Source organism: Allorhizobium sonneratiae (genome assembly GCF_023700755.1).
Lineage (GTDB): Bacteria > Pseudomonadota > Alphaproteobacteria > Rhizobiales > Rhizobiaceae > Allorhizobium > Allorhizobium sonneratiae.
In genome coordinates, this window is sequence record NZ_JAMKOJ010000007.1 from 157,949 (window position 1) to 182,638 (window position 24,690).

Annotated in this window: 20 protein-coding genes and 1 riboswitch; of the genes, 10 read left to right on the forward strand and 10 right to left on the reverse strand. The window is 58.3% G+C overall.

The genetic code is table 11. The features are described from left to right. Window positions 1-75 precede the first annotated feature (75 nt). The 5 genes from NAC44_RS14035 to NAC44_RS14055 form a co-directional block, all read right to left on the reverse strand. On the reverse strand, window positions 76-582 hold the full coding sequence (locus NAC44_RS14035) for a GNAT family N-acetyltransferase (RefSeq protein ID WP_250941720.1): 507 nt from the start codon (window positions 580-582) through the stop codon (window positions 76-78). Between the two features lie 316 nt (window positions 583-898). After that, the gene (locus NAC44_RS14040) at window positions 899-1,378 is read right to left on the reverse strand and encodes a chemotaxis protein CheW (RefSeq protein ID WP_250941721.1); all 480 of its coding nucleotides are present in this window, start codon (window positions 1,376-1,378) and stop codon (window positions 899-901) included. A gap of 218 nt (window positions 1,379-1,596) precedes the next feature. Continuing rightward, on the reverse strand, window positions 1,597-5,784 hold the full coding sequence (locus NAC44_RS14045) for a translocation/assembly module TamB domain-containing protein (RefSeq protein ID WP_250941722.1): 4,188 nt from the start codon (window positions 5,782-5,784) through the stop codon (window positions 1,597-1,599). 200 nt (window positions 5,785-5,984) lie between these two features. Further along, complete coding sequence (locus tag NAC44_RS14050; RefSeq protein ID WP_476726965.1) at window positions 5,985-7,892, reverse strand: autotransporter assembly complex protein TamA; 1,908 nt, start codon at window positions 7,890-7,892, stop codon at window positions 5,985-5,987. Window positions 7,893-7,964: 72 nt separating this feature from the next. Continuing rightward, entirely contained in the window at window positions 7,965-8,228 is a 264-nt protein-coding gene (locus NAC44_RS14055; RefSeq protein WP_250941723.1) for a glycine zipper domain-containing protein, read from the reverse strand. 615 nt (window positions 8,229-8,843) lie between these two features. On the opposite strand from NAC44_RS14055, the gene hemA reads away from it, so the two are divergent. After that, window positions 8,844-10,058: a 5-aminolevulinate synthase gene (hemA, locus tag NAC44_RS14060; RefSeq protein ID WP_250941724.1), complete on the forward strand. Its 1,215-nt coding sequence runs from the start codon at window positions 8,844-8,846 to the stop codon at window positions 10,056-10,058. Window positions 10,059-10,134: 76 nt separating this feature from the next. Beyond that, a complete protein-coding gene (locus NAC44_RS14065; protein ID WP_250941725.1) occupies window positions 10,135-11,346 on the forward strand; it encodes a serine hydrolase domain-containing protein in 1,212 nt (403 codons plus the stop codon). On the opposite strand, the gene dxr is transcribed toward NAC44_RS14065, so the two are convergent. Then, window positions 11,347-12,534 (reverse strand): 1-deoxy-D-xylulose-5-phosphate reductoisomerase, encoded by a 1,188-nt coding sequence (dxr, locus tag NAC44_RS14070; protein WP_250941726.1) that lies wholly within the window; start codon window positions 12,532-12,534, stop codon window positions 11,347-11,349. A gap of 83 nt (window positions 12,535-12,617) precedes the next feature. Further along, complete coding sequence (locus NAC44_RS14075; RefSeq protein WP_250941727.1) at window positions 12,618-13,226, reverse strand: TetR/AcrR family transcriptional regulator; 609 nt, start codon at window positions 13,224-13,226, stop codon at window positions 12,618-12,620. A 74-nt stretch (window positions 13,227-13,300) separates the two neighbouring features. Here NAC44_RS14075 and NAC44_RS14080 point away from each other — a divergent pair, with 74 nt between their 5' ends. Continuing rightward, window positions 13,301-13,654 (forward strand): darcynin family protein, encoded by a 354-nt coding sequence (locus NAC44_RS14080; protein WP_250941728.1) that lies wholly within the window; start codon window positions 13,301-13,303, stop codon window positions 13,652-13,654. Here NAC44_RS14080 and NAC44_RS14085 read toward each other — a convergent pair. Both NAC44_RS14085 and metA read right to left on the reverse strand, forming a co-directional pair. Beyond that, window positions 13,633-14,643 carry an aldose epimerase family protein gene (locus NAC44_RS14085; protein ID WP_250941730.1) on the reverse strand — a complete coding sequence of 337 codons (1,011 nt, stop codon included), beginning with the start codon at window positions 14,641-14,643 and terminating at the stop codon, window positions 13,633-13,635. The genes NAC44_RS14080 and NAC44_RS14085 overlap by 22 nt on opposite strands. A 50-nt stretch (window positions 14,644-14,693) precedes the next feature. After that, window positions 14,694-15,620: a homoserine O-acetyltransferase MetA gene (metA, locus tag NAC44_RS14090; protein ID WP_250941732.1), complete on the reverse strand. Its 927-nt coding sequence runs from the start codon at window positions 15,618-15,620 to the stop codon at window positions 14,694-14,696. Window positions 15,621-15,721: 101 nt separating this feature from the next. Beyond that, window positions 15,722-15,799, reverse strand: a riboswitch (SAM riboswitch). A 347-nt stretch (window positions 15,800-16,146) separates the two neighbouring features. Between metA and rpsU the strand changes: the two genes are divergently transcribed. The 3 genes from rpsU (at window position 16,147) to NAC44_RS14105 (ending at window position 19,006) form a co-directional block, all read left to right on the forward strand. Continuing rightward, window positions 16,147-16,374 carry a 30S ribosomal protein S21 gene (rpsU, locus tag NAC44_RS14095; protein ID WP_250941734.1) on the forward strand — a complete coding sequence of 76 codons (228 nt, stop codon included), beginning with the start codon at window positions 16,147-16,149 and terminating at the stop codon, window positions 16,372-16,374. A 143-nt stretch (window positions 16,375-16,517) separates the two neighbouring features. Further along, window positions 16,518-17,171, forward strand: coding sequence for a thiamine diphosphokinase (locus tag NAC44_RS14100; protein ID WP_250941736.1), 654 nt, complete (start codon window positions 16,518-16,520; stop codon window positions 17,169-17,171). A gap of 5 nt (window positions 17,172-17,176) precedes the next feature. Next, window positions 17,177-19,006: an ABC-F family ATP-binding cassette domain-containing protein gene (locus NAC44_RS14105; RefSeq protein WP_250941738.1), complete on the forward strand. Its 1,830-nt coding sequence runs from the start codon at window positions 17,177-17,179 to the stop codon at window positions 19,004-19,006. A 196-nt stretch (window positions 19,007-19,202) separates the two neighbouring features. On the opposite strand, the gene NAC44_RS21240 is transcribed toward NAC44_RS14105, so the two are convergent. Further along, the gene (locus NAC44_RS21240; protein WP_274706901.1) at window positions 19,203-19,337 is read right to left on the reverse strand and encodes a hypothetical protein; all 135 of its coding nucleotides are present in this window, start codon (window positions 19,335-19,337) and stop codon (window positions 19,203-19,205) included. A gap of 548 nt (window positions 19,338-19,885) precedes the next feature. Between NAC44_RS21240 and NAC44_RS14110 the strand changes: the two genes are divergently transcribed. The 4 genes from NAC44_RS14110 to NAC44_RS14125 all read left to right on the forward strand — a co-directional run bounded on the left by NAC44_RS14110 (window position 19,886) and on the right by NAC44_RS14125 (window position 24,687). After that, window positions 19,886-21,559 (forward strand): globin-coupled sensor protein, encoded by a 1,674-nt coding sequence (locus tag NAC44_RS14110; RefSeq protein ID WP_250941740.1) that lies wholly within the window; start codon window positions 19,886-19,888, stop codon window positions 21,557-21,559. A gap of 138 nt (window positions 21,560-21,697) precedes the next feature. Then, window positions 21,698-21,997 (forward strand): STAS domain-containing protein, encoded by a 300-nt coding sequence (locus NAC44_RS14115; RefSeq protein WP_250941742.1) that lies wholly within the window; start codon window positions 21,698-21,700, stop codon window positions 21,995-21,997. Then, window positions 21,994-22,359, forward strand: coding sequence for a chemotaxis response regulator CheY1 (cheY1, locus tag NAC44_RS14120; RefSeq protein ID WP_027486933.1), 366 nt, complete (start codon window positions 21,994-21,996; stop codon window positions 22,357-22,359). Before NAC44_RS14115 ends, cheY1 begins: the two co-directional genes overlap by 4 nt. A gap of 18 nt (window positions 22,360-22,377) precedes the next feature. Then, on the forward strand, window positions 22,378-24,687 hold the full coding sequence (locus NAC44_RS14125) for a chemotaxis protein CheA (protein WP_250941745.1): 2,310 nt from the start codon (window positions 22,378-22,380) through the stop codon (window positions 24,685-24,687). Window positions 24,688-24,690: the final 3 nt, after the last annotated feature.

Sequence of the window (24,690 nt, forward strand, 5' to 3'; positions counted from 1 at the left end):
CCGGTTTGGTAAAGGTTTTTTTCCGGTAAAGCAACCGCTGACGACGGCTGAAAAGGCAAGGCTTTCGCCGTTTCGTCAGCCCCAGACGAAGCCAAGCTTTTTCAGCTTGACGTCATCGAAATCCTCCATGCCTTCAACGGCATCGGTGCCACCCTTGGAGCGGAAGAAACTGGCGGCCTGCTGGCATTCTTCCAGGCACCAGATGACAAGCCCGCGGCAGCCGAGCGATTTCAGCAGCCGTCGGCTTTCGGTAAACAACACATGGCCAAGACCCACGCCCTGATATTCCGGCTTGAGATAAATCTCATAGATCTCACCGTCATAGGGCAGGCCGCGCGCACGGTTGAGACCCATCGTGGCATAGCCGGCAATGTCGCCATTCATATCGGCGACCAGCACGGTGGCTGGACCGTTGATCGCCTTGCGCCACCAGCTAACGTCACGTCGCTCCAGCATCCGCGTCAGGGCCTTATGCGGAATGAGGCCGGAATAGGTATATTGCCAAGCCTGACGATGGGCATTCGACAAGGCAACCGCATCGGCGGCTGATGCCGGTCGCACTTCAATGGATAACGTCGTCATCTTCCGTCCCTACAGATTTTTTGCAGCAGCCGGTTCCCGACCGTGTTCCATCCGTGATGAGGGATACCGGTTTTGTCGCCGATTCGCGCCCTGATCACCGATGTGTCGCGGTATGCGGATGCGCTTTCCCACAGACCCGTTTCCCTCAGCCTGTAAACGAGCTTAACGCTTTCTTAAGCTTTGCGGCAAGGGTGGATTGATCTTGTCCGGTGGATATCTATTGGCTGGCATTCTGTCGGGTCGTCGTGACACCATAAAAAAACCCCGGTCGGAGCCGGGGCTGTGCAGGTGGAGGAGGAGGTTAAAGGTTGAGCGCTTACGCCGCCAGATCGTCGAAGTCGCTGCCCTTGAACATTTTGGAGAGATTGAGGAAGCAGATCATACCGTTTTCATTGGCGATAATGCCTTCTGAGAAGGACTTGTCGAAGGAGGCGGATACTTCCGGTACCGGCTGAACCTGACTTGAGGAAATGGTCAGAATGTCGGAGACGCGATCAACCAGCATGCCGATAACCATATTGTGCACTTCCGCCACGACAATGGCAGAACGTTCATTGGCCACGGTGCTGCGCATGCCAAGCTTGTAGGCGAGGTCAATGATCGGGATCACCGAACCGCGCAGGTTCATCACACCGATCACATCCGGCGGTGAATGCGGAATGGGCGTTGATGGCGCCCAGCCACGAATTTCGCGGATGGTGGTGGTTTTGACGCAAAATTCCTGATCGTGCAGACGAAATGCAATGATTTCAAGGTTTTCGCCACCGAAACTGGTGGAGTTCAAAGGAGTTGCCATGGCTTTCGTCCCACCTTTCACACACCCGATCCGGTTGCGCCCGGAGACTGGATGTTTCGCCTGTTACAATACTGTGCGCGCAGGGCAGGTTTAACGTCTGTCTCTGTTCACGCTTAGCAGAACCATAACGCCAGAATGTTTCTCAAATCTAAACTGCTGCGGGAAATCTGCGGTTTTATCAACGCATTCAGCCTTGGCAGGACCGTTCAACAGAGTGGTCAATATTCCTTTTCATAATAAATGCCACCGCCGGTCGAGCCGCTGGCACCGGCCTCTCCCTTGAGCTTGACGCCCTTGCCAACATCGAGATTGATGATCGCCTTGCTGCCTTCGCTGCTCTGCTGGAACTCAAGATAGGTCTTGTTGTTCAGATATTTCCCGACCCCGACCGAGGTGCCGCCCTTGGAATCGGTACTGATGTCGAGGTCGTCCACGCCGATGGCGCTGCGCAGGCTGGTGAACAGCGATGTCGAGCGGCCTCCTGCCAGTTGTGAAACCGCATCGGCAAGCTGCGCAATCTGCAAGGGTGACAGCTTTGACATGGATTGGCCGAAAATCAGCTGGGCCAGAACCTCGTCCTGCGGCAGGGCGGGGGAGGAACTGAAGCTGATGTCGGGATCGGTGGCGATGCCTTCCACATTGGCATTGAGCGTTGTACTGCCGGAGGTACTGGAGGCGACAAAATCGATGATCGGGATCAGTCCGCCGCCGAAGGTGATCTTGCCGCTGCTGAAATCCAGACGCTTGGTGAGGATGACAATCCGCCCGCGAGTCAGGTTGAAGGCTCCGGAGACCTGGGGGGCAGCCACGGTTCCGGTAATGGCCACGGTGCCGCCGAGCTCTGCATCGATGCCGCGACCGCGGACGAAAATCTGTGAGGGTGCGCTCAAAGTGAGGTCAAGTGCAAGTGGCGCGTTCTTGGCCGGACCGGCGCTGGCGCCGCTGTCCTGGTCGAGCGCCTTGATCTGTTGCCGCACGGCAGGCGGGGCATGGATATGCCGGATGTTCAGTTCGGCAATTGAGCCGGGCAGTTTCGAGGGAATGGTGATGGCAGTCTTGTCCAGCCTGAGCTTGCCCGAAAGAAGACCTCCGTTGGTGAGTGGCCCCTTGAGCGTCAGCTTGCCATCGGCTGTCGCCGTCACCAGAGAGCCGTCGACATAGACGGCATGGTCGAGGGTGATGGCCAGATCGGCTGGCAGACCCTCGCCCTTGAGGCCGATCGTGCCGGAGGCGGCCACCTTGCCGCCTGCCGAAATCGTGCCGGTCAGGCTGTTGACGGTGATCGTATCCTGGCTGAGGCCGATATCGGCTTTGATATTTTCCAGGGCAATATTGTGTTGCACATCGATCAGACGCGCCTTGTCGGCCGTGACGCTGCCGCTGATGGCAGGTGCTGCAAGCGTGCCGCTGAGGCTGACAGTGCCGTCCGCCTTGCCTTGCGCGACCAGCCCTTGCGGTGTGAGAAGGCCCTGGGCGGCATCCAGCGGAATGGCGGCCGTGAAGCGCATGTCCAGCGGTTTGGTGCCGCTCAGGCCGAGTGTTCCGCCGCCGGAGACAGAAACACCGGCGCCGGTAACGCTGGTTTTGGCCGTCAGCCGGTTGTCGGCGATATCGCCGGAGACATCCACCTTCAGCGGCGGCAGACCGGCGCTTTTCAAGGGTGCCACGCGCGCACCGTCCCAGGTCAGGCTGAAGGCCGCTTTGGGAGATTGACTGGTTCCGGTGGCTGTGAGCTTGCCGGAAATATCGCCTTCCGCATCGAGACCGGCGGAAAAGCCGTTGGCCAGAGAGGCCGGCAGGCTGGCCAGCGTTCCAGTTAGGTTCAGATCGTTTCCGGCCTTGCCAGCAAGAGTGATCGTTCCGCTTCCGGCTTTCAGCATCAAGGCATCGATGGTTGCACCGCCATCGGCCAGCGTGATGCGCGCCGGTTTCGATAGCGTCACGGCAATGCCGCGCGGCGCTGCGGCAAAGCTTTGCAGGGTAACGACCGTGACCTTGTCCTGGCTGGACAGTTGTGCTCTGGCGCTCAGCGGCGCACCTTCGAAACCGGCTTTGAGATCGATGGTGGTGGTCGCGTCTGCCTGGTTCAAGGTCACGACCGGGTTATCGACGCTGTTTGTGCCGCTTGCCACATGTGCGGCCTTCACCGTTCCCTGAAGTGCCAGAGCGGCAAGATCGGTGCTGGTGATGTTCACATCCGGCTTGTCGATGACGATGCCATTGGTCTTGATCGTTGTGCCGCTGGCGTTGAGGGTTGCAGCAATTTTTCCGTCTTTGGCGTCGAGATCAAGCGCACCGGCAATGTCGCCAGCGGCCGATTGCCCGGCAAGAGCGCTGAGCAGATCGAGATCGGGCAAGTGGAAGCTCAGCTTGCCGCTGGGCAAAAACGCCTTATCGAGCTGCAAGGAGCCATCCAGCCGGTTTTCTCCCACCGTCAGGTTAAGATCCGGCAGGCTGATCAGGCCATTCTGGCTGGTGAGATTGAGATTGGCAACGACATCCTTGCCGGAGAGTTTTCCCTTGGCGTTGAGCTTGCCATTTGGCGCAGTGCGGCTGAGATCGGCCGAGGCGGTCACCAGAAAATCGCTCAAAGGATGGCCGGCAAGCTTCGCTTTGGCAATCTCCACCCGTGCCTTGGCGGCAAGCGCATCAAGTGGTCCTGTTGCGCTCAGACTGAAATCGGCTGCGCCGCTGGCCGTGTTCTGAAGCGCACCAAGATCGTTCAGACGTCCGGCAAGATCGGCAGTCAGCTTTCCGTCTGCAAGACTTGCCGATCCCTTGGCCGAGAGAAGGTTCGAGGCAAGGTTCAGACCGGGCAGGTTCAGGCCGCGCTCGGAAGAATACTGCATTTTGCCTGAGAGGGTGATCTTGTCCTTGATCTTGTCTGACCAGGGCTTGGGCAGCGCCTCACCCTGAATGGCCAGCCGATAGATGGCATCGGCAGCCTTGGTCGTCAGATCATAGGTTCCGGTTGCGGTGCCGTCCACCGCGCCATTCGTCAGCCTGAGCGCCTCGACCGTCAGCCGTTTGCCATTGGTGATGGTCAGCGGAAGCGAAAGACGTGTCGGCCCCTGAAGAGCGCGGTTGAGATCGGGATTGGTGGAGGAGGCCTGCGCGATATCGAGTCTTGCATCGATGCTGCCGGACAGGCGAGTGAGGTCGAATTGTCCGGCACTGGCCGTGAGCGCGATGGTTCCGGCCTGAAATTCCGGCAAAGAGAGCGTTTTCAGTTTTGCCTCAGCCATGAGGCCAGCTTTTTGCGCCGGTCCCTTGAGGGCAAAGGTGAGTGCATCGATCTCGGTCTGAAGCTCACCCTTGTCCAATGGCCAGGTGATGGCGATGGGTCCCTTTTTCCCGGTCAGGCTGGCGGTGAGGTCATTCTGACCCTCGGGGTCATAGGTGCCGCTTGCCGTCAGCGTCATGCTGCCAGTGTCGATATGCCCCGTTTCGATGGCAATGGCGCCGTTCTTGCCGATATGGGCCGCGATGTTGAGATCGGTATCGCCGGACAGCAGGGAACGAAATGCAGGTGGCGCAAGGCTGGCAAACTGGCCGGCCCCCTTCAAAGTCACCATCCGTCCTGTGGCATCGCTCTTATGGGTCGCATCAATCGTGAGGCGCGGCGTTCCGTCCAGTGCCGCCTTCAATGTGCCGCGCCAGTCATTGAGCGGGCCGCTACCGGCGAGGTCGAGATCGAGTGCCGGTGAACCGGGCAGTTGCATCATCGTCACCAGAAGCCCGTCTTTCGCCTCCTTCAGATGGGCATCGATGACGAGCCGGTTTTCAGCCGGGGCATAGCCGATCTTTGCTGTCAGCGATGCTTTCGCCGCATCGATCCGATCCAGAGCGAGATCGGTATCGATGGTCTGGCTGTCAGCGGAAACGGTGCCTGTGAGCGAAAGGGTGGCCGCCTTGCCGAACAGGGGTTTTCCAAGTTCGATCCGCGCAACGGCAAGATGTTTCACATCGATGGCAACCGGCAGGGAAAAGCTGTTATCGGAGCCGGTGCTGCTGTTCGTGTCGGCGGATGTCGGCTCGGGCATGGGCTGCCGCATCAGGCTCAGCCGTCCAGCCGTTACCTCGGTCGCCTCGAAGCGCCGCGACAGGAGCGCCAGCGGCGACCAGGTGACGGTGAGATTGCTGAGAACAGCATAGGGGCCTTTGGCATCAGACAGGGTAGCGCTGTCGAGCTGGAGCCTGCCGCTCAAAAGGCCATGCAGCCCGTCAATCGTCACGATGCGGCCGGGATTGGATGCGAGCCTGCCAATCAGCCCGCCGACGAACCGGTTACCGGCATCGGTGGCGGTGATCAGCGTCACGCAAATCACCAGCAGGGCACAGACACCGGCAAGGCCATAGGCAAACAGCTGCAAAGCGCGGACGAGGGAGGATGAGGGCGAACTCATGGTTTGATTGTCCCTTTCCGCAGGCGGGGACTGCAAAATTCCTCAAGCCGGTCTGGTTTCAAGAAGAACATCATGCAGCTCATTAAAAGGATTACAGCGTCTTTTGTGTGATGATGACATGCCGGGCCCTGTAAATCTCTTGTCTGATAGCAGAGGCCGCTGGAAATGGAACCGGGTATTGCCGAGGATTGCAGCATGGCTCAGAAACTCTGCCCGATACCAATGTAAACGCCATATTTGTCACCATTGGGGTAAGGATTGAGCGGCACGGCGACATCGAGCCGGATCGGTCCGAAGGGTGTGGCATAGCGCAGGCCGAGACCTGTGCCTGCCTTGACGTCGGAAAAATCCGGCAGGCGGCTGTCGGAAACGCTGGCAGCGTCGAAAAACGGCACGAGACCGATTTCGTCGGTTATTTTGATGCGGGCTTCAAGCGAGGTCGTGACATAGGAAAGGCCACCGGTTTCGTCGCCATTGCTGTTTCTTGGCGAAATGCCGAGATAGGAATAGCCGCGCACCGAACCGCCGCCACCGGCAAAAAACCGCCGTGTCGCCGGAATGTCGGCAAGATCGCCGCTGCCGAGAAGGGTGCCCGCCGAAACTTTGCCCGCCAGCACCACGCGGTCATCGCTGAAGAGCCCGTAATAGCCTGAGATCGAGCCTTCAAAATTGCTGAAGGCTGCACCATGCAGGAATTCGTAGCTTGGGGCCGCACTCAGCGTCGCACGATATCCCGTCGTGGGGTTCATCTTGTCGTCGCGGGTGTCGCGCTCGTAATCGAGCGGGACCGAAAAGGTCAGGTATTTATTGGTGCCGAAAGCGTCTTCGATACGGGCGTAGTCCAATGCTGTGGCTGCCGAGACCTTATCGGTATCGTTCAGTTCATAGGAATAGCCCAGTTTTCCGGTGATGGTTTTGGCGTCATAGGGATCGGTGTTCAGCGTTGCCGCCTTGAGGCTCGCCTGAAGCGTGCCGGATGGGGTGAGGTAACCGGGTTTGGTGAAGGTGATGCCGGTGGTGTAGTTGAGATTGCCGAGACCGCCATTCTGCCCGAGGCCGCTGACTGAGCCTTCCAGTCGCAATTGTTCGGCGCTGCCAAACAGGTTTCGATGACCCCAATAACCTTCGAGACCGCCGCCATCCAGCGTCGAATAGGTGGCGCCGAAACCGAAATAGCGGAATTTTCCCTCAGAGACATTGATATCGACCGGCATGGCGCCATTCTGGTTCAGTCGCCCGGTCGGCTTGATTGTGACACTGGAAAAGGTACCGAGCTTGCGCAGCCGATCCGTGGCCTTGCGCATCGCCTCGGGAGAATAGGGCTCCCCCGGTTTGAGGCGGCTGTATTTTTCAATGAAACCGGCATTGACAGCTTTTGCGCCCGAAACCGTTACAGGACCGAGGGGAGCGACAGGACCGGCATCGATGGCGATCGTCACGTCCACCCTGTTGTTCTTATGGTCGGCCACCGCCTGACGGGTGACGATATGGGCAAGAGGCCGGCTTTGCGCCTTCAAATCCTCGACCATCTTGTCCGCGGCCTTGATGATGGTCAGTGAATCGGCCGGGTTGCCGGGGATCAGCCCATAATGAGCCGGATCGAGTTTTCCCGCATCGCCGGTCAGTCTGATCGTCCCGAACAGGAAAACCGGACCGGGCGTCACTGTGATGGCAACAGGCACAGGCCGATTGCGGGGAAAACTGGGATTGGGCGGGAGTGCATCGAGATCGACGCCATTGACGCGGAGGGTGACGATGCCGCCATAGCGGGCATGTTCGTAAAGGGCGGCCACCAGCCGGTCGCGGTCGTCCCGCGCTTTGATGACGACGCCAAGATCGCCGGAGACCGGTTTTTTCTTGTCCTGTAGCAGAAGAGAACTGTTCTCCAGCGCCTTTTTTAGCGCCTTGTCCGCGCCGCCTGCATCGAGCGTGACATCATAATGCACAGGATCGATGATATCGGTGGTCTTGTCGTCCTTACCCCAGAGGGTAATGCCGAACAGACTGAAGGCGTCGGCATGCAGCGGATAGGCAACCAGCGTTGCCGCAAGGCCAACCGCGCCAACCCATCGAATAAAGCCACAAGACGAAAAACTGACAATTGGCAATAGACCGCTATCCGGTTAGGCATCCCCAGGACGGGTCTGCGAAACGAGTGTCGCTCCGCAGACCGTTCGAGATCAGTATCCCTGCGGGCAGGCGCTGACATAACGGCGGCCATAACGGTCGCGATAGTAGCACTGGCCAGGCTGTTCGCTGACATGGCCGATTACCGCCCCGGCAACGCCGCCGATGGCAGCGCCGACGGCTGCGCCCCGAACATTGCCCGTGGCGATCCCGCCAATGACAGCACCGGAGGCAGCACCGATGCCTGCACCCTGTTCCGTCGGGGTGCAGCTTGCGACCGACAGGGCTGCAAGCGCCAGAATAATAGCCTTCTTCATCTTCATCTCCATGGTTGATCCCGGTTATCCGGGTCTTGTCCCTGCACGACAGCGCTTTTTTATCTGTCGCTCCCTCTCCAATCCGGCCGGCTGGAGCGAAATCATTTTGTCTCTTAACGTATCTTCACGTCGGACGACGATGGTAACATATCGTCCGATCAATGAAAGTCCACGGTAAAATAAGGCGTTTTTTAAGGACGTGCCGCAAGATTTCATGTCTTTCCGGCTTTCATCCTCACGGAAAAATGTGCGCCGCTCTTCATATTAGGGATTGTTGAAGAATCTTGTTGGATGATAATGCGCGCCAAGGGGCAAATGGAAGAAGAGATTGGGCAAGCAAAGCAGCGCGTCTTAAGTCCTGTTGGCAGATTTCTGTGGCTTTATCGGCTCTTCTTTATGTCACTTTTCTGAAATTGCCCCCGAGCCATGGGCAAACTTGATCGAGGTCAAATTCAGTCTGGTGGTTTTCTGACACAGATCGCTGATCAGGAAATGCTGGATGTCAGGCTGTGCGGATCGCGCAGATTGTCGCAGTTTAGAATGGTTTTACAAAAGAGCTTGACCGAGGGCGTGAAGGCTTTCAAAAGAGACTTTAGAACGATTGGAGCACAGGCAATGGATTTCGAGGCGTTTTTCAGAAGCGAACTTGGCGGTCTGCATGAAGAGGGCCGTTATCGCGTCTTCGCTGATCTGGAACGGCAGCAGGGGCAGTTTCCCCGTGCCACGCGCTATACGCCCTCCGGTGCTCATGACGTTACGGTCTGGTGTTCCAACGATTATCTCGGCATGGGCCAGAATGCCGAGGTGATTGCCGCCATGCATCAGGCCATTGATCACTGTGGTGCCGGTGCCGGCGGTACCCGCAATATTTCCGGCACCAACCACTATCACGTGCTGCTCGAACAGGAGCTTGCCGATCTGCACGGCAAGGAACAGGCGCTGATCTTCACCTCCGGCTATATTTCCAACTGGGCGACGCTTGGTACGCTCGGCCAGAAAATTCCAGGCCTGATCATTTTTTCCGATGCCCTCAACCATGCCTCGATGATTGAGGGCATCCGCTATGCCAAATGCGAAAAGGTGATCTGGAAGCACAATGATCTCAAGGATCTGGAAGCGAAGCTGAAGGCTGCCGATCCGAAGGCACCAAAGCTCATTGCTTTCGAATCGGTCTATTCCATGGATGGTGACATCGCCCCGATCAAGGAGATCTGCGATCTGGCAGACCGCTATGGCGCCATGACCTATCTCGATGAGGTGCATGCGGTTGGCATGTATGGCCCGCGCGGTGGCGGCGTGGCCGAACGTGACGGTCTGATGCACCGCCTGACCATCATCGAAGGCACGCTCGGCAAGGCCTTTGGCGTTATGGGCGGATATATCGCCGCCTCCAGCGCGCTGTGCGATTTCATTCGCTCCTTCGCCTCCGGGTTCATTTTTACAACGGCATTGCCGCCGTCGCTGGCTGCCGGTGCGATTGCCTCGATCCGCCATCTGAAGACGAGCCAGATCGAGCGCTTCGCCCACCAGGAGCGGGTGCGTCGCCTGCGCTCCATGCTGGATGCGCGCGGTATTCCGCATATGGACAATCCGAGCCATATCGTGCCGGTCATGGTTGGCGATGCGGCCAAGTGCAAATGGATTTCCGACATCCTTCTCGACAGTTTCAATATTTACGTTCAGCCGATCAATTATCCGACGGTGCCGAAAAAGACCGAACGGCTGCGCATCACGCCGACGCCGCTTCATTCGGATGCTGATCTTGACCATCTGGTCGGGGCGCTGCATCAGCTGTGGTCGCGCTGTGCGCTGGCGCGTGCTGTCGCCTGATTTTTGCTTTTGCCTCTTGCATCGATTGTGCGGGTCATGGTCACATGGCCCGCATTGTGTTTGAGGGAGGGTGGGCATGTCGATTGCCGAGCGGGTCAACCGCGTGCTGGACGAGGCTGTGGCCAGTGAAAAGCTCGTTGGCGCAGTTGTCATGGTGTTTCGCCACGGTCAGCCGGTTCTGCGCCGCGCCATAGGCTATGGCGACCGCGAGGCGCGCATTCCGGTGCAGCTCGATACGATTTTCCGCTTTGCCTCTGTCACCAAGCCTTTTGTCTCCGCAACGGCACTGAGCCAGATCGACAAAGGATTGCTGGGGCTGGACGATCTGGTGTCCGATCACCTGCCCTGGTTCCGGCCAAAGACCCCGGCTGGCAAGGTCGCCGCCATCACGGTTCGGCATCTTTTGACCCATACCTCCGGTCTGACCTATGATCCGGCGCTGCAACGGTTGCCGCGCGAGCGGGCGATCAATCTCGGCCTGCTCGACACCGATCTGACACTTGAGGAAAATTTCAGCCGGCACAATGCGATTCCGCTGGCCTTTGCGCCCGGCGAGCGCTGGGCTTATTCGGTGGCCACCGATATTCTTGGTGGCGTGGTTGCGAAGATCCACGCCGCCAGCAATGCGCAGGAGACGGCCGCCGTGAGCACGTCGGAGCCGGCCAATCCGCTGGCGCGCCATTTCATGTCGATCGAGAGCCGGACTCTGCTGGAAGCGGCAGTGGTCGAGCATGTCTGTCAGCCTTTGCGGCTCAAGGATGCGCGGTTTCACGTCACGGATATGGCTCGGTTAGCCGTGCCTTACGGCGATGGCGAGATGCGGGCCGAACGCATGGACGATCCATGGCAGGCAAAGGCGCCGTCGGGGGAGGGGCCAGCCTTTTCGCCTTCGCGGATTTTTAATCCGCGCGCCTTTCAGTCCGGCGGTGGCGGAATGGCGGGTACGGCGCTCGATGTGCTGACGCTTCTCGAAACCATCCGCACGGGCGGCGGTCCGCTGATGTCGGTGGAGATGGCAAATGCTGCGCTTGCCAACCAGATCGGTGATGTGCCGATGGATCGTCCCGGCAAGCGGTTCAGTTTTCTCGGTGCCGTGATCACCGATCCGGCAGCGGCCGAGACGGCCCTGCCGCCGGGGGCGGTGCAATGGGGCGGTGTCTATGGCAACACCTGGTTCATCGTGCCGCAGGCCGGGCTGACGGTGGTCAGCATGAGCAATACGGCGCTGGAAGGTTGCGACGGCGCGTATGTCGAGCGCCTGCGGGCCGCCGTCTGTGCCGAACTCTGATTATAAGGCTTTGCGGGACACACAGTCCTTTGCACGCCGGTGCGCCTCGGCATCGGCGGCGAAAATATCATCGAGACTGTTGGCCTTGGGCAGATGTTTCATATCGTCCATCACCTCTTCCACCACATCGGCCATGGCGAGAAAGCGGATGTGACCGGCAACGAAGGCGTCGAAGGCGGCTTCCTCGGCGGCACTGAAGACGGCGCCCTGCAGACCGCCGCGTTCCAGCACCTGCCGCGCCAGCCTGAGGGCTGGAAAACGCTTTTCATCGGGCGCTTCGAAATCCAGTCGTGACAGGCGGGCGAAATCGAGCCGATCGACATCGAGCGGCTGACGATGCGGATAACTCAAGGCATAGCCGATGGCTGTGCGCATATCCGGCACGCCAAGCTGGGCCAGGACGGAACCATCGGTGTAGCCAACCATGGAATGGATGATGGATTGCGGGTGAATGATAACCTCGACCTGTTCCGGGGCAAGATCGAAGAGGAATTTTGCCTCGATCATTTCCAGCGCCTTGTTGAACATCGAGGCGCTGCCGACCGACACTTTCAGCCCCATCGACCAGTTGGGGTGGGCGCGTGCCGTTTCCACATCGACATCGGCCATCTGTTCGCGGCTGAAGCTGCGGAACGGGCCGCCCGATGCCGTCAGCACGATGCGCTCCACCGCATCGCGATGCCGCTCGTCCAGACATTGGAAAATCGCCGAATGTTCGCTGTCCACCGGCAGAAGCCGTCCGCCGCTTTTGCGGATGGTCTCGATGAAGAGATCGCCTGCCGAAACCAGACATTCCTTGTTGGCAAGGGCAATATCGGCCCCACGCGCGGCAGCCGTCAGCGTCGGTTTCAGACCGGCCACGCCGACAATCGCCGCCATCACCCAGTCGGCTTCAAGGCTTGCCGCTTCCTGCAACCCGCTCGCGCCTGCGGCAACGGCAATGCCATGGCCTGAAAGAGCGTCCTGCAAGGCTTTGTATTGCGTCTCATCGGCAGTGACGGCAAGTTTTGCGCCGGTGGTGATCGCCTGTTCGGCCAAAAGGGCGATGTTGCTGTTGCCGGTGAGCGCCATGATTTCGAAGCAATCGCGCCCGCCCTGCTGGCGGATGACATCGAGCGTGCTGGTGCCGATGGAGCCGGTCGAGCCCATGATGGTGAGGCGGCGCGGCGGATCAAAGGATTGGGTCATGAAACAGTCCGGCATGGTGTGCAAACATCCCTGCCTCTACAGGGGTTTGACAGGAGCGGCAAGCCATTGCTGTTTTTTGCCGGTCATCGCACAGGCTCGGATGGCAAGGCAAGATAGCCCCATACGGCGCGTTTGAGGCGGGCGGCAAGATCGGCCCTGTCGGTTTCCCCGGCCCTGCCGGCACTGTCCACCATGCCATGGGCCATGGCAAAAATATCTTGCGCTGCTGTGTCTGGCCGGTCGATGTCATGATCTTTCAGCACGGATGCAATAAGCCGCGTGATGCTGACGTTCAGCTCCTGTGTTTCCGGATCGAGCGGCAGGGAGGTTTCTGCCAGTTCGAGATGGTTTGAGAGGGCGGGGCGTAGAAGCTGGTGGTTGACGGCGGCGTCAATGAAGCCCTCCAGCATGGCCTCCAGAGTGCCTTCCCCGGCGGCAAGCTTGTGCTTATGCAGTGCGTTCAGAAATGTCTGCCGCTCAGTGCGGATCAGCGCTGCGACCAGTGCCTGTTTTGAGGGGAAATACTGATAAAGGCTGCCGATGCTGACACCGGCCCTTTCCGCTATGGCATTGGTGTTGAAACCTTCCGGACCCGCGGTTTCCAGAATGCGAGCCGCAGCCTCGACAATCGCCTCCACCATAGCGGTCGAGCGGGCCTGACGCGGGTATTTTCTGGGGTCGATCTCGGTCATGAAAGGCGAGTACGCAAGGCTATCATCGTGTCTTAACTTACTCCGTATGTAAGGTTAAGCAACAGGAGCCTCTGATGACGACCATTCCCAATCCCTTCAGCATTTTTGTTCTTCTCAAAACCCGGCCGGGCTGGCTCTCCCTAAGCCGGCCGCAGCGCAATGCGATTGCGCAGGCGGCTTTTTCATCGGCACTGGATCAGACAGATGTGCGTGTGCGTCTGTTCGATGCCGAAGCCTTTTGCGGGTTTTGCACCGACATCGCCCTGTTTGAAACAGAGGATATGAAAGCATTTTATGGCGTGATGGAACGGTTGCGCGACAGTCCTTTCTTTGCCGTGCCCTATTTCGATGTGGTGCAGATTCTGCCGTCGATTGAAAACGGTTTTAAAGCGTTTGAAGCTTCGGCTTATTCTTTGACAAAGACGTAATCGGTTTCCTGAAGCAGGATGGAGCCGGGGCGGAGAATGGCAGAGGGAAAACCCTTCTGGTTGATGGCGTCCGGCCAGATCTGCGTTTCCAGACAAAGCCCGGCAAAAGCGCCATAATGGCGGCCTTCAAGTCCTGCTGCGGCAAGGGAAAGCTTGGCGCCGGCGTAAAACTGCACGCCGGGCTCGGTGGTCAGCACCGTCATGCTGACACCGGATTTCATGCTCTTGAGCCGTGCCACCGGTCGTTTGGCAACGCGGTCTTTCGACAGGCAGAAATTATGGTCGAAACCGACCTGTACACCGTCTTCCAGCCGCCGCAAGACACCGCTTTCGCGAAAATCAAAGGGGGTTCCGGAAACAGGGCGTTGTTCTCCTGTCGGGATAAGATCGTCATCGACCGGCAGATAGGTCTCGGCGGCGATCATCAATTCGTGATCGAGAATATCCGGGCTGTCGTCGAGATTGAAGTAAGAGTGCTGGCAGAGATTGGCAAGCGTCGGCTGATCGGTGATGCTTTCATAGGTGACGGACAGGGTGCCGCCCGGTTTCAGCCAATAGGTAACCTGCGCCTCGAGCGTGCCAGGATAGCCGCCTCTGCCGTCGGGATCGGTGATGGTCAGTGTCACCCGGTCGTCGGCAAGATCGGTGATCGTCCAGTTGCGCTTGCCCATCCCGTCGCTGCCGCCATGCAGATGGCTGACGCCGCGCTCATTGCATTCCAGCTGGTAGTCGACGCCGTCAAGCGTGAAACGGCCGCCGGCGATACGGTTGGCGCAACGTCCCGGTGTGGCGCCGAAATAGGGCGAATGCATCGGATAGGAGGGGAAGGTATCGAAGCCCAGAACCAGCGGCGGTGCATGACCTTGCAACCGCAGATCCTGAATGACCGCGCCCCAGGTGAGAATGAAGGCCGTCAGGCCACCGCCATGAATCTGTACCCGCTCAACGGTCTCGCCGCTGGCCGTCGTGCCGAAAATCTCCCGCTGCATTCACCTCTCCTCTGCAATCAGCACGCTCATGTCCGTGACGTATGTGTCGTTTATGCGCGATCCTTGCCGATTTCATCCAGCTCATAGGCCGTTGTCTGGTACATTTCGTTGATCCAGTTGCCGAAGAGAAGATGAGCATGGCTGCGCCAGCGATTTTGCGGTGTGAGACTGTCGTCATTATGGGGAAAATAGTCATGCGGCATGCGGATGGGAAGACCGGCATTGATGTCGCGGAAATATTCATCCGCCAGCGAGGTTGAATCATATTCGACATGGTTGAACATGTAGAGCCGATTGGCAAAGGTCTCCTGCACGAGACAGACACCCATGGCATCCGATTCCATCAGGATGTTCAACTCCGGCACTTTTTCGATGTCGGCGCGGCGCACTTCCGTCCAGCGTGACACCGGCACCTGAAAATCATCGGAAAACCCGTTGAGATAGATGGAGGATGGCGCAAGATTGCGGTGACGATAAACGCCGAATGCCTTTTCGGACAGCGGATGTTTCGGCACCTTGTGGAAATGATAGATCGCCGCCATCGCACCCCAGCAGACATTCATCGTCGAATGGACATGGGTGGTCGTCCAGTCGAAGATCGCGCAGAGTTCATCCCAATAGGTGACCTCTTCGTAATTCAGCGTTTCCACCGGCGCGCCGGTGATGATGAAACCGTCGAACTTGCGCTCCTTCACCTCTTCCCAGGTTTGATAGAAGGACAGAAGATGCTCTTCCGAAGTGTTTTTCGCCTTGTGGCCGCCAATCCGGACCAGAGACAGTTCCACCTGAAGTGGTGACGCGCCGATCAGCCGGGCAAACTGCACTTCGGTCTTGATTTTGTTTGGCATGAGATTGAGCAGGCCGATTTGCAGCGGGCGAATATCCTGGCGCACCGCCACCGTTTCCGTCATCACGCGCACGCCCTCGCTGACAAGGGTTTCAAAAGCAGGCAGCGTATCGGGGATCTTGATCGGCATGGTTTATCGACTTTCCTGTTCTGAACCGACCGGTTCATGCGAACCGGATCTGTTTACGCAAAACACACCCGGCAGCTTGCTTCGCACCGGCCTCGGAAAGTCTTCAACTTGCCTCGGTCCTTTAGCGATTTATTTAACGTGGCTGCAAGCCGACCGGCCAAATCACCACAAAGACAATTGTGATTACGCCAGCTTCCGCCGCATTTCAACCGAAAACCTTGCGGCGGCGCAGCAAAGACGCAGGTTGAGACTTCTGCCCCTATGCTCTTGAATTTGTCAGGTTAATCCTTAGATAATCTTTCGCCGGAAGTTTTGCGCATCCTTTGCGCCTGTTTTGTTTCCGGCTTTCGCTCTCATTGGAAAGCGACATCGACCGTATTCGGGGTCTGCGCGTCTAGCGACCTGCCTGAAGAGGCCCTGAATTTCCTTGTTTTCGTTTGTCTTTCGGGATGGTCTGTCCCGTTTTTTCCCGACAAACCTCAAACCGGGGCGGTTCTCATCCTTTTGTCGAAACCGAGGAGATGACATGCAGGTTATCGTAAGAGACAACAATGTCGATCAGGCGCTTCGGGCGCTGAAGAAGAAGCTGCAACGGGAAGGGGTTTTCCGTGAAATGAAGGCGCGCGCCGCCTATGAGAAACCCTCGGAGCGGCGCACCCGTGAAAAAGCAGAGGCCGTGCGCCGCATGCGCAAGCTGGCGCGCAAGAAAGCCCAGCGTGAGGGCCTGTTGCCAAAACCGGGCAGGGCGCGCTGATTAAGAACACGTCGCGTTTCAACCTCTGTTGCACAGGCTCTTTGATGCAGCAGAGTGATCTCTTCAGGTATTCATTGCGTGATTGGTGAATACCTGCGGAGATCGGCTTTTGCTTTTTGCCCGCAATGCGCTATGGCAAAGCCATGACAGTTTCTGATTTTACCATTCTTCTCGGCGGCCCGATCGAGCCGACGGAGCGGCTCAAAACTGCGGTTGACGCCAGCCGCAGCATAGCCGCCGATGGCGGTATGCGCCATGCTGCCATGCTGTCGCTCAAACCGGAATTATGGGTGGGTGATTTCGACAGTTCCGCCGATCTGCCGCTCGATGCCGCGCCCGATGTGCCTCGCCAGCCCTATCCGGCGCAGAAAAACCTGACCGATGGGGAGATCGCCATCGAGGAAGCGTTGAAGCGCGGCGCGAGCCGGCTCATTCTTGTCGGCGCTCTGGCCGGTGAACGCTCCGATCATGCGCTGATGCATCTTTTAATTGCGCTTTCCCTGTCGAGACAAGGCATTCATGTTGCGTTGAGTTCGGGTTGGGAGGAGGCCTGGCCGCTGGTCCCGGGCAGGTCTCTCACGCTTGATCTGCCGCAGGGATCGCTGTTTTCCGTGCTCGGTTTTTCGGCCCTGACCGGGCTTTCCATTCAGGGTGCGCGTTACCCACTCGACGGTTTCGATCTGCCTTTCGGCTCGTCGCGCACGATTTCCAATGTGGCGGAAGGGCCTGTGACCGTCTCGTTGATGAGCGGTGACGCGATCCTTCTGGCCCGTCCCTATGATTTTACCGGAGCTTGAGCCCCATGGCCCCGCCCATTCTGAAACTTGATGACATCGTCCTGTCCTTTGGCGGCACGCCGCTGCTCAATGGCGCAAACCTGCAGGTGGAACCGGGCGACCGCATCTGCCTTGTCGGGCGCAACGGGTCCGGCAAGTCGACCTTGATGAAGATTGCTGCAGGGCTTGTGGAGGCGCAGTCCGGCGAGGTGTTCCGCCATCCGTCCTCCACCATCCGCTATCTGGAACAGGCTCCGGATTTTGCCGGATTTGCCACGGTGCAGGCCTATGCCGAAGCGGGGCTTGGACCGGGAGACGATCCCTATCGCGTCACCTATCTGCTCTCGCATCTCGGCCTGACTGGTCAGGAAGACCCGCAAAGCCTTTCCGGCGGTGAAGCCCGCCGGGCTGCTCTGGCGCGGGTTCTGGCGCCCGAGCCGGATATTCTGATGTTGGACGAGCCGACCAACCATCTTGATCTGCCGACCATCGAATGGCTGGAAGGCGAATTGCAGAAGACCCGCAGTGCGCTGGTGCTGATTTCCCACGACCGTCGCTTTCTCGAAAAGATTTCAACCGCCACCGTCTGGCTTGATCGTGGGACGTCGCGGCGGCTCGATCGCGGTTTTGCCCATTTCGAGGAATGGCGCGACAAGGTGCTGGAAGAAGAAGAAGTGGCCCAGCACAAGCTTGGACGTGCCATCGAGCGGGAAGAACACTGGCTGCGTTATGGCGTGACGGCAAGGCGCAAGCGCAATATGCGCCGTCTGGGGCAATTGCAGCAGATGCGCGCCGATTATCGTGGCCATAAAGGGCCTCAGGGCACGATTTCGGCAACCGTCAGCGAGGGCAGGGACAGCGGCAAGCTGGTGATTGAGGCGGAGAAGATCACCAAATCCTATGGTGAGCGCGCCATCGTGCAGCCGTTTTCTCTGCGCGTGCATCGCGGCGATTGCATCGGCCTGATCGGCCCGAACGGCGCGGGCAAGACCACGTTGCTGAAGATGCTGACTGGCCAGCTAGATCCCGATGACGGCACGATCAAGCTCGGCACCAATCTGGAGATCGCCGTGCTCGACCAGAAGCGCGAGGATCTGAACCCGGATGACAGCCTTGCCCATTATCTGACCGACGGACGCGGCGAAAACCTGCTGGTCAATGGCGAGCAGAAGCATGTGACCGGCTATATGAAGGATTTCCTCTTTCAGCCGGAACAGGCGCGCACGCCGATCCGCAATCTGTCCGGCGGTGAGCGGGCGCGGCTGATGCTGGCCCGCATCATGGCGAAACCCTCCAACCTTTTGATCCTCGACGAACCGACCAACGATCTCGACATCGAAACGCTCGATCTGTTGCAGGAAATCGTGTCTGGTTATTCCGGCACGGTCATTCTCGTCAGCCACGACCGTGATTTTCTCGACCGCACCGTGACCTCGACCATTGCGCCCGCCAATCCGGATGCGCCTGACGGTCGCTGGATCGAATATGCGGGCGGCTATTCCGACATGCTTGCCCAGCGCAAGGGTGCCGAAGACGAACGCAAGCGGGCGGAAAAGGCCGAAAAAGCCAAGGCGACAGACGCAGCGCCGAGCCAGAAAACGGCCGGAAATCCGGGCAAGGGCAAATTGTCCTTCAAACAGAAATTTGCCCTGGAAAACCTGCCGAAGGAGATGGAAAAGGCTGAAAAGGAAATCGCTGCCCGTGAGGCGAAAATGGCCGATCCCATGCTCTTTACCAAGGATGCCGCGACCTTTCACCGGCTGGCTGGTGAGCTTGAGGCGCTGCGTGCCGATCTTTCGCGGATGGAAGAGGAGTGGCTTGAGCTTGAAATGCTGCGCGAGGCGCTGGAAGGATAGAACGTCGGCTCGATTCCGGTGTCTATCCGATGCTCTGGTGCACGAGAGCATGAAACAAGTGAACAGGTCTGCCCTACTGCATAATTCCTTAAATCGGGTGCGATTGAAGGCGAAAATGATGCAGTACATATAAAGAGCTACAGCGAACCTTTGTGCGTCATATATAGCGCACGGTGCTGCAGGCGCCTCTCAACCGTCAGAACCGGTTGGATTGACGGCGGGCCGTATCGCGTCCGGCTGTTGCTTCCATCCATGATACCGCGACAATGGTGATTGCGGCGATCACGGCGGCACTCATACCCAGCACAATGCCCATATCCAGAACAATCATTGTCTGTTCCTTTCAGTGCTTCAGCTCTGTCGGATCATTCATGCAGGCGCATCTTGCGCGAAGCTGAACTGTCTCGATGGAATACTGAAAGACAAGAATAAATTTTTATTTTGACGCATCTGCCGTTCCTCATCACTTCGTCGTTAACGATCGGTCAAGAAATTAACCATAAAGATTGTTGGACACGTCGGAATGGGACCTTTCCGTTCTCATGGGCATGATGCCACACCGTCGTACCGGCCGGACCGGTATCATCACGACGATGCGGCTTTTACAACGCGTTAACAGTTGCGCAAAACCCGCCATCGACGATGTTTCAATTCAACTTGACGTAGTGAGTGGTTCTTCGTTTGACGAGAGCTGAGCATTTCCAGGGAAATTGGGGTGCCAGTTTCCTGTCCGCAAATGCAAAGCAAGCTTGAGGCATTTCAGGCGAACAGGACCCTCATTACTCCGGTGCATAGCGGCAATGGTTTTTGCCATGGATGTGCACTCTGCTTCTTTTGTGGATCGTTTTCCAAACCCGGCTTACGCCTCAGTCTGGATCGATGCACGGAGAATTGAACTGGCGGGGATCGGCATTGGAGCGGCAGGACGCGGCAGAAAGAGCAGCAGCAGCACAGGCAGGCAGCCTGCGTGGCAGGTTGCAGTTTGCTGGGCTCGACGCTGATGTCTGCGCGGAGCTTCGCAGCTGTCGCCCGGCCCTTGAAGGGGCACTTGCGGAGGGGCTTCGCGATCTTTTTCACCGGCTGCAGACCACGCCCGAGGCCATGCGCCAGTTTTCCAGCGAAAGACAGATTGATCGGCTGCATGATCTGATGCAGTCCCATTGGGAGGTGCTGACGGACGCCCGCTTCGATGCTCTTTATGCCGAGCGGGTGAAGGTCATGGCCGACACGCAAAGCCGGATCGGGCTTGAGCCGCGCTGGCAGATTGCCGGACATGGCGTGGTGCTCGAGCATCTGGTGGGCAGTGTCTTCGCCGACCTCGCCAGCCGGGGTTTCATGCCCTCCTCGCGCAAACGCGCCGAGCAGATGGAGCGGTTGATCCGCGGCCTGATCCGGCTTGTCATGGTGGATGTCGAGATTGCCGTTTCTCTCCGTTTCAATGAATTGCGTCTTCGTCATCAACGGGACCTGACTGCGCTGCGTGAAAAAGAGCGTCAGATGGCCCGCGATCTCTATTCCGGCACGGTTGAGGCGCTTTTGCAGGGCGATCTGTCTGTGCGGCTCGACGAGGATGTGATCGAAGATTATCGCAATCTGGCGGTGCACTTCAATGCGGCGCTGGACGGTATTGCCAGCGCCCTGTCAGTGGTGGGCGATGCACAGACACGGCTTGAGGCAACGGGCTGCGAGCTGCACCATCAGGGAGAGACGGTAAGCCAGCAGGCCGATGAACTCACTCTGGCGCTTGCCGAAGCCGGTGAGCGCCTGCGGCAGGTGACGCAAGCCGTCCATGCAAGCGCCGGCAAGACGGAGGCCACCCAGGCCGCTGTCGTGCGGACCGCCAGGGCGGTCGAGGAAAGCGGTCTTGTGGCGGGAAGGGCGATTGAGGCCATGGCCGATATCGAAACCTCGGCCGAACAGATCGGCGAGATCATCGGTACCATCGATGAAATCGCCTTTCAGACCAATCTTCTCGCCTTGAATGCCGGGATCGAGGCAGCCCGCGCCGGTGAGGCTGGCAAGGGCTTTGCTGTCGTCGCGCAGGAAGTGCGCTTGCTGGCGCAGAAATCGGCAGATGCGGCCCGCCAGATCAAGATGCTGGTGACGACGACAAAGGATCAGGTCGAGGCAGGGGTCGAGATCGTCAACGGCACGCAGCAAAAGATTACCGGCATCATAGCTGAGGTGGGTCATATCGATCAGGCGTTGCGCGGTCTGGCGATTGAAACGGCGGAACAGAAAGAGGCGCTTGACGGACTGGTCAGGGATTTTGCCCAGCAGGATGAACGGTGTGCAACGATTGCCACCGGCACACGCCGCATCGCGGGCGGCAGCGCCGATCTGCACACTGTTATTCTCGAGCTTGGTGACACGGTCCGGCAATTCACGCTGGAGCGGTCGACGAGGAAGACGGCTACCAACTCCGGGGCGGGTCTTCAGCCGCAGCAACAGGCTGAGATGATGCAACCAAGCATTTCCCTTCCGATTGTTCCGGAAGAAGGCATGGAAAGTGATTTTTTACTGCCAAAACAAGCGGGAGGCTTCGGTTTGTGAGCGGTTTGTTTACGAAGCTCTTATACAACGAAAAATGGCCGCGCGTAAAAAATGGTTTTCCGAGCCGGAGTAAAACCAGTTTTTTAACCGGGTTACATTAATAGGGACTGCGAAAGAAACACAGTAGGGAAAGAGCCTATGCCGACCAAGAATGGTGCATCTAACGAGCTGACGCTCGCTTCGGTGCTGGATTTGAATGAAGCATCTCAGCTGAAGGACAAGCTTTTGTCCCTGCGGGGCGGTGCTGTTGAAATCGATGCATCCGGAGTTGAGCGCATGGGCGCCCTTTGCGCCCAGGTTCTGGTCTCGGGTGCGCGTACCTGGGAAGAAGACAAGCAGTCCTTTTCCATCTCGAAGGCGTCTGACGCCTTTACCAAAACGCTACAGCTTATGGGCTTGAATAAAGATCAACTGATCGCGACGGAGATCCGGCAATGAAGAAAAAAGTGCTTACCGTGGATGATTCCAGAACCATCCGCAACATGTTGCTCGTGACGCTGAACAATGCGGGTTTCGAGACCATCCAGGCAGAAGATGGTGTCGAAGGTCTCGAGGTTCTCGAGGAATGCAATCCTGATGTCATCGTCACCGATATCAATATGCCGCGCCTCGATGGTTTCGGTTTCATCGAAGGTGTTCGCAAGAACGAGAAATACCGTGCCGTGCCGATCCTGGTGCTGACCACGGAGAGCGATGCGGAAAAGAAAAACCGCGCGCGCCAGGCCGGTGCGACCGGCTGGATCGTCAAGCCTTTCGATCCCACCAAGCTGATTGACGCGATTGAACGTGTAACTGCTTAAAAAACAGGGTCTCCTGCGATGGATATGAACGAAATCAAAGAGATCTTTTTCCAGGAATGCGAGGAACAGCTCGCCGAACTGGAATCGGGTCTTCTGAAAATGAACGATGGGGATCGTGATCCCGAGACGGTCAATGCCGTGTTCCGTGCCGTTCACTCCATCAAGGGAGGTGCCGGCGCATTCGGTCTCGACGATCTGGTTTCCTTTGCCCACGTCTTCGAGACGACCCTTGATTGCGTTCGATCCAATAAGCTGGAGCCGACACAGGATGTCCTTAAGGTCATGCTCCGCTCGGCTGATGTGCTGGCGGACCTGACCAATGCCGCCCGCGATGGCGGTAGTGTCGATGAGAGCCGTTCCAGCGGCCTTGTCAAGGAGCTGGAAGCGCTTGCCAATGGTGAGATGCCTGCTCCTTCTTCAACGGCAGCTGCCCCTGCGCCCAAGGCTGCCAAATCCGCCGCACCGGTTGCCAAGCCTGTCGCCAGCGCCCCGGCGGCGGGAAAGCCTGCGCCGACCGATGACAGCGGTTTTCAGCCCATTCCTTTCTCCTTTGAGGAATTTCCCGAAGAGGAAGAAGCGGTCATCATTCCGCCGACACTTGAGGTTCTGTTCAAGCCCCGCCGGGATCTTTACGCCAAGGGCAATGATGCCGCCCTTTTGCTGCGCGATCTGTCGCGCATCGGTGAGATGAGCCTGAACTGCAATATCGATTCCGTTCCCACGCTTGATGCCATGGATCCGGAAGATGCTTATTTCTCCTGGAAGATCGTCATCAAGACGGAAAAGGGCGAGGAAGGTGTTCGCACTGTTTTCGAATTTGCCGAATGGGATTGCGATCTCGAGGTGAAGCTTGTGGAAGAAACACCGGCGGAAGGCGCTGAAGAGCTGCCGATGGTGCCGGTTCCCTTCGATCTGTCCATTCTCGATGACGATGTCAGTGAAGCCTCGGAAGACGAGGTTGACAGTGAGGCATCGCTTGTTTCCGAGGCGGTCGAGGCGGCACAAACGGCCTCGAAAGTTGTCAATATGGCGGAGAAGGCAGCCAAGGATAAGAAGGAATCGCCTGCCGCCGCTGCAGCTGCCGCCGCTGCCGCCGCACAAAACCAGGCCAACAATGCCGCTGGCCAGACGATCCGCGTCGATCTTGACCGCGTCGATCGCCTGATCAACCTGGTGGGCGAGCTGGTCATCAATCAGGCCATGCTGTCGCAGAGCGTTATCGAGAACGATAACAACGGTACGTCATCGATCAATATGGGGCTGGAAGAGCTGCAGCAGCTTACCCGCGAAATCCAGGACTCGGTCATGGCCATTCGCGCCCAGCCGGTCAAGCCTGTCTTCCAGCGCATGTCGCGCATCGTGCGCGAAGTGGCCGACATGGTCGGCAAATCCATCCGTCTGGTGACGGAAGGAGAAAATACCGAAGTTGACAAGACTGTTATCGACAAGCTGGCCGAGCCGCTCACCCACATGATCCGCAATGCCGTTGACCACGGGATTGAAACGCCGGAGAAGCGGGCAGCCGCCGGCAAGAACCCGGAAGGCACGGTCAAGCTGACGGCAAAGCACCGGTCTGGCCGTATTGTCATCGAACTGGTCGACGACGGTGCCGGCATCAACCGTGAGAAGGTACGTCAGAAGGCGATTGACAACGATCTCATTCCGGCTGACGCAAACCTTTCGGATGAGGAAATCGACAACCTGATCTTCATGCCGGGCTTTTCCACGGCGGACAAGATCTCCGACATTTCCGGCCGCGGTGTCGGTATGGACGTGGTCAAACGCTCGATCCAGGCGCTCGGTGGCCGTATTTCGATCAGCTCCCGACCTGGCCAGGGCTCGACCTTTACCATGAGCCTGCCGCTGACGCTTGCGGTTCTCGATGGCATGGTCGTTACCGTTGCCGGCCAGACGCTGGTGGTGCCGCTGACGGCGATTGTCGAAACCTTGCAGCCGGAAGCGCAGAATATTCACTCCTTCGGCGCAAACCAGCGGTTGATCTCGATCCGCAACAGCTTCTGCCCGCTGGTGGATGTTGGCCGGATCCTGAATTTCCGTTCGACGCAGGCCAACCCGATGGATGGTGTTGCGCTTCTGGTCGAATCGGAAGGTGGCGGTCAGCGCGCGCTGATGGTCGACGCTATCCAGGGCCAGCGTCAGGTGGTGATCAAGAGCCTCGAAGCCAACTATACCCATGTTCCGGGCATTGCGGCTGCAACAATTCTCGGCGATGGCCGGGTGGCGCTCATTCTCGATGTGGATGCCGTCGTTGCGGCATCGCGCGGTCAATCTCTCAAGCAGGAAATGTCGTTAGCTGTCGCAGGATAATTC

Bases quoted from the DNA above. Each gene is read 5' to 3' on its own strand.
- NAC44_RS14085 (WP_250941730.1), bottom strand. From the start codon at position 14,643: ATGCAGCGGGAGATTTTCGGCACGACGGCCAGCGGCGAGACCGTTGAG.
- NAC44_RS14100 (WP_250941736.1), top strand. From the start codon at position 16,518: ATGACAGTTTCTGATTTTACCATTCTTCTCGGCGGCCCGATCGAGCCG.
- hemA (WP_250941724.1), top strand. From the start codon at position 8,844: ATGGATTTCGAGGCGTTTTTCAGAAGCGAACTTGGCGGTCTGCATGAA.
- NAC44_RS21240 (WP_274706901.1), bottom strand. From the start codon at position 19,337: ATGATTGTTCTGGATATGGGCATTGTGCTGGGTATGAGTGCCGCCGTG.
- cheY1 (WP_027486933.1), top strand. From the start codon at position 21,994: ATGAAGAAAAAAGTGCTTACCGTGGATGATTCCAGAACCATCCGCAAC.
- NAC44_RS14035 (WP_250941720.1), bottom strand. From the start codon at position 582: ATGACGACGTTATCCATTGAAGTGCGACCGGCATCAGCCGCCGATGCG.
- metA (WP_250941732.1), bottom strand. From the start codon at position 15,620: ATGCCGATCAAGATCCCCGATACGCTGCCTGCTTTTGAAACCCTTGTC.
- dxr (WP_250941726.1), bottom strand. From the start codon at position 12,534: ATGACCCAATCCTTTGATCCGCCGCGCCGCCTCACCATCATGGGCTCG.
- NAC44_RS14065 (WP_250941725.1), top strand. From the start codon at position 10,135: ATGTCGATTGCCGAGCGGGTCAACCGCGTGCTGGACGAGGCTGTGGCC.
- rpsU (WP_250941734.1), top strand. From the start codon at position 16,147: ATGCAGGTTATCGTAAGAGACAACAATGTCGATCAGGCGCTTCGGGCG.
- NAC44_RS14055 (WP_250941723.1), bottom strand. From the start codon at position 8,228: ATGAAGAAGGCTATTATTCTGGCGCTTGCAGCCCTGTCGGTCGCAAGC.
- NAC44_RS14105 (WP_250941738.1), top strand. From the start codon at position 17,177: ATGGCCCCGCCCATTCTGAAACTTGATGACATCGTCCTGTCCTTTGGC.
- NAC44_RS14045 (WP_250941722.1), bottom strand. From the start codon at position 5,784: ATGAGTTCGCCCTCATCCTCCCTCGTCCGCGCTTTGCAGCTGTTTGCC.
- NAC44_RS14075 (WP_250941727.1), bottom strand. From the start codon at position 13,226: ATGACCGAGATCGACCCCAGAAAATACCCGCGTCAGGCCCGCTCGACC.
- NAC44_RS14080 (WP_250941728.1), top strand. From the start codon at position 13,301: ATGACGACCATTCCCAATCCCTTCAGCATTTTTGTTCTTCTCAAAACC.
- NAC44_RS14115 (WP_250941742.1), top strand. From the start codon at position 21,698: ATGCCGACCAAGAATGGTGCATCTAACGAGCTGACGCTCGCTTCGGTG.
- NAC44_RS14125 (WP_250941745.1), top strand. From the start codon at position 22,378: ATGGATATGAACGAAATCAAAGAGATCTTTTTCCAGGAATGCGAGGAA.
- NAC44_RS14110 (WP_250941740.1), top strand. From the start codon at position 19,886: ATGCACGGAGAATTGAACTGGCGGGGATCGGCATTGGAGCGGCAGGAC.
- NAC44_RS14040 (WP_250941721.1), bottom strand. From the start codon at position 1,378: ATGGCAACTCCTTTGAACTCCACCAGTTTCGGTGGCGAAAACCTTGAA.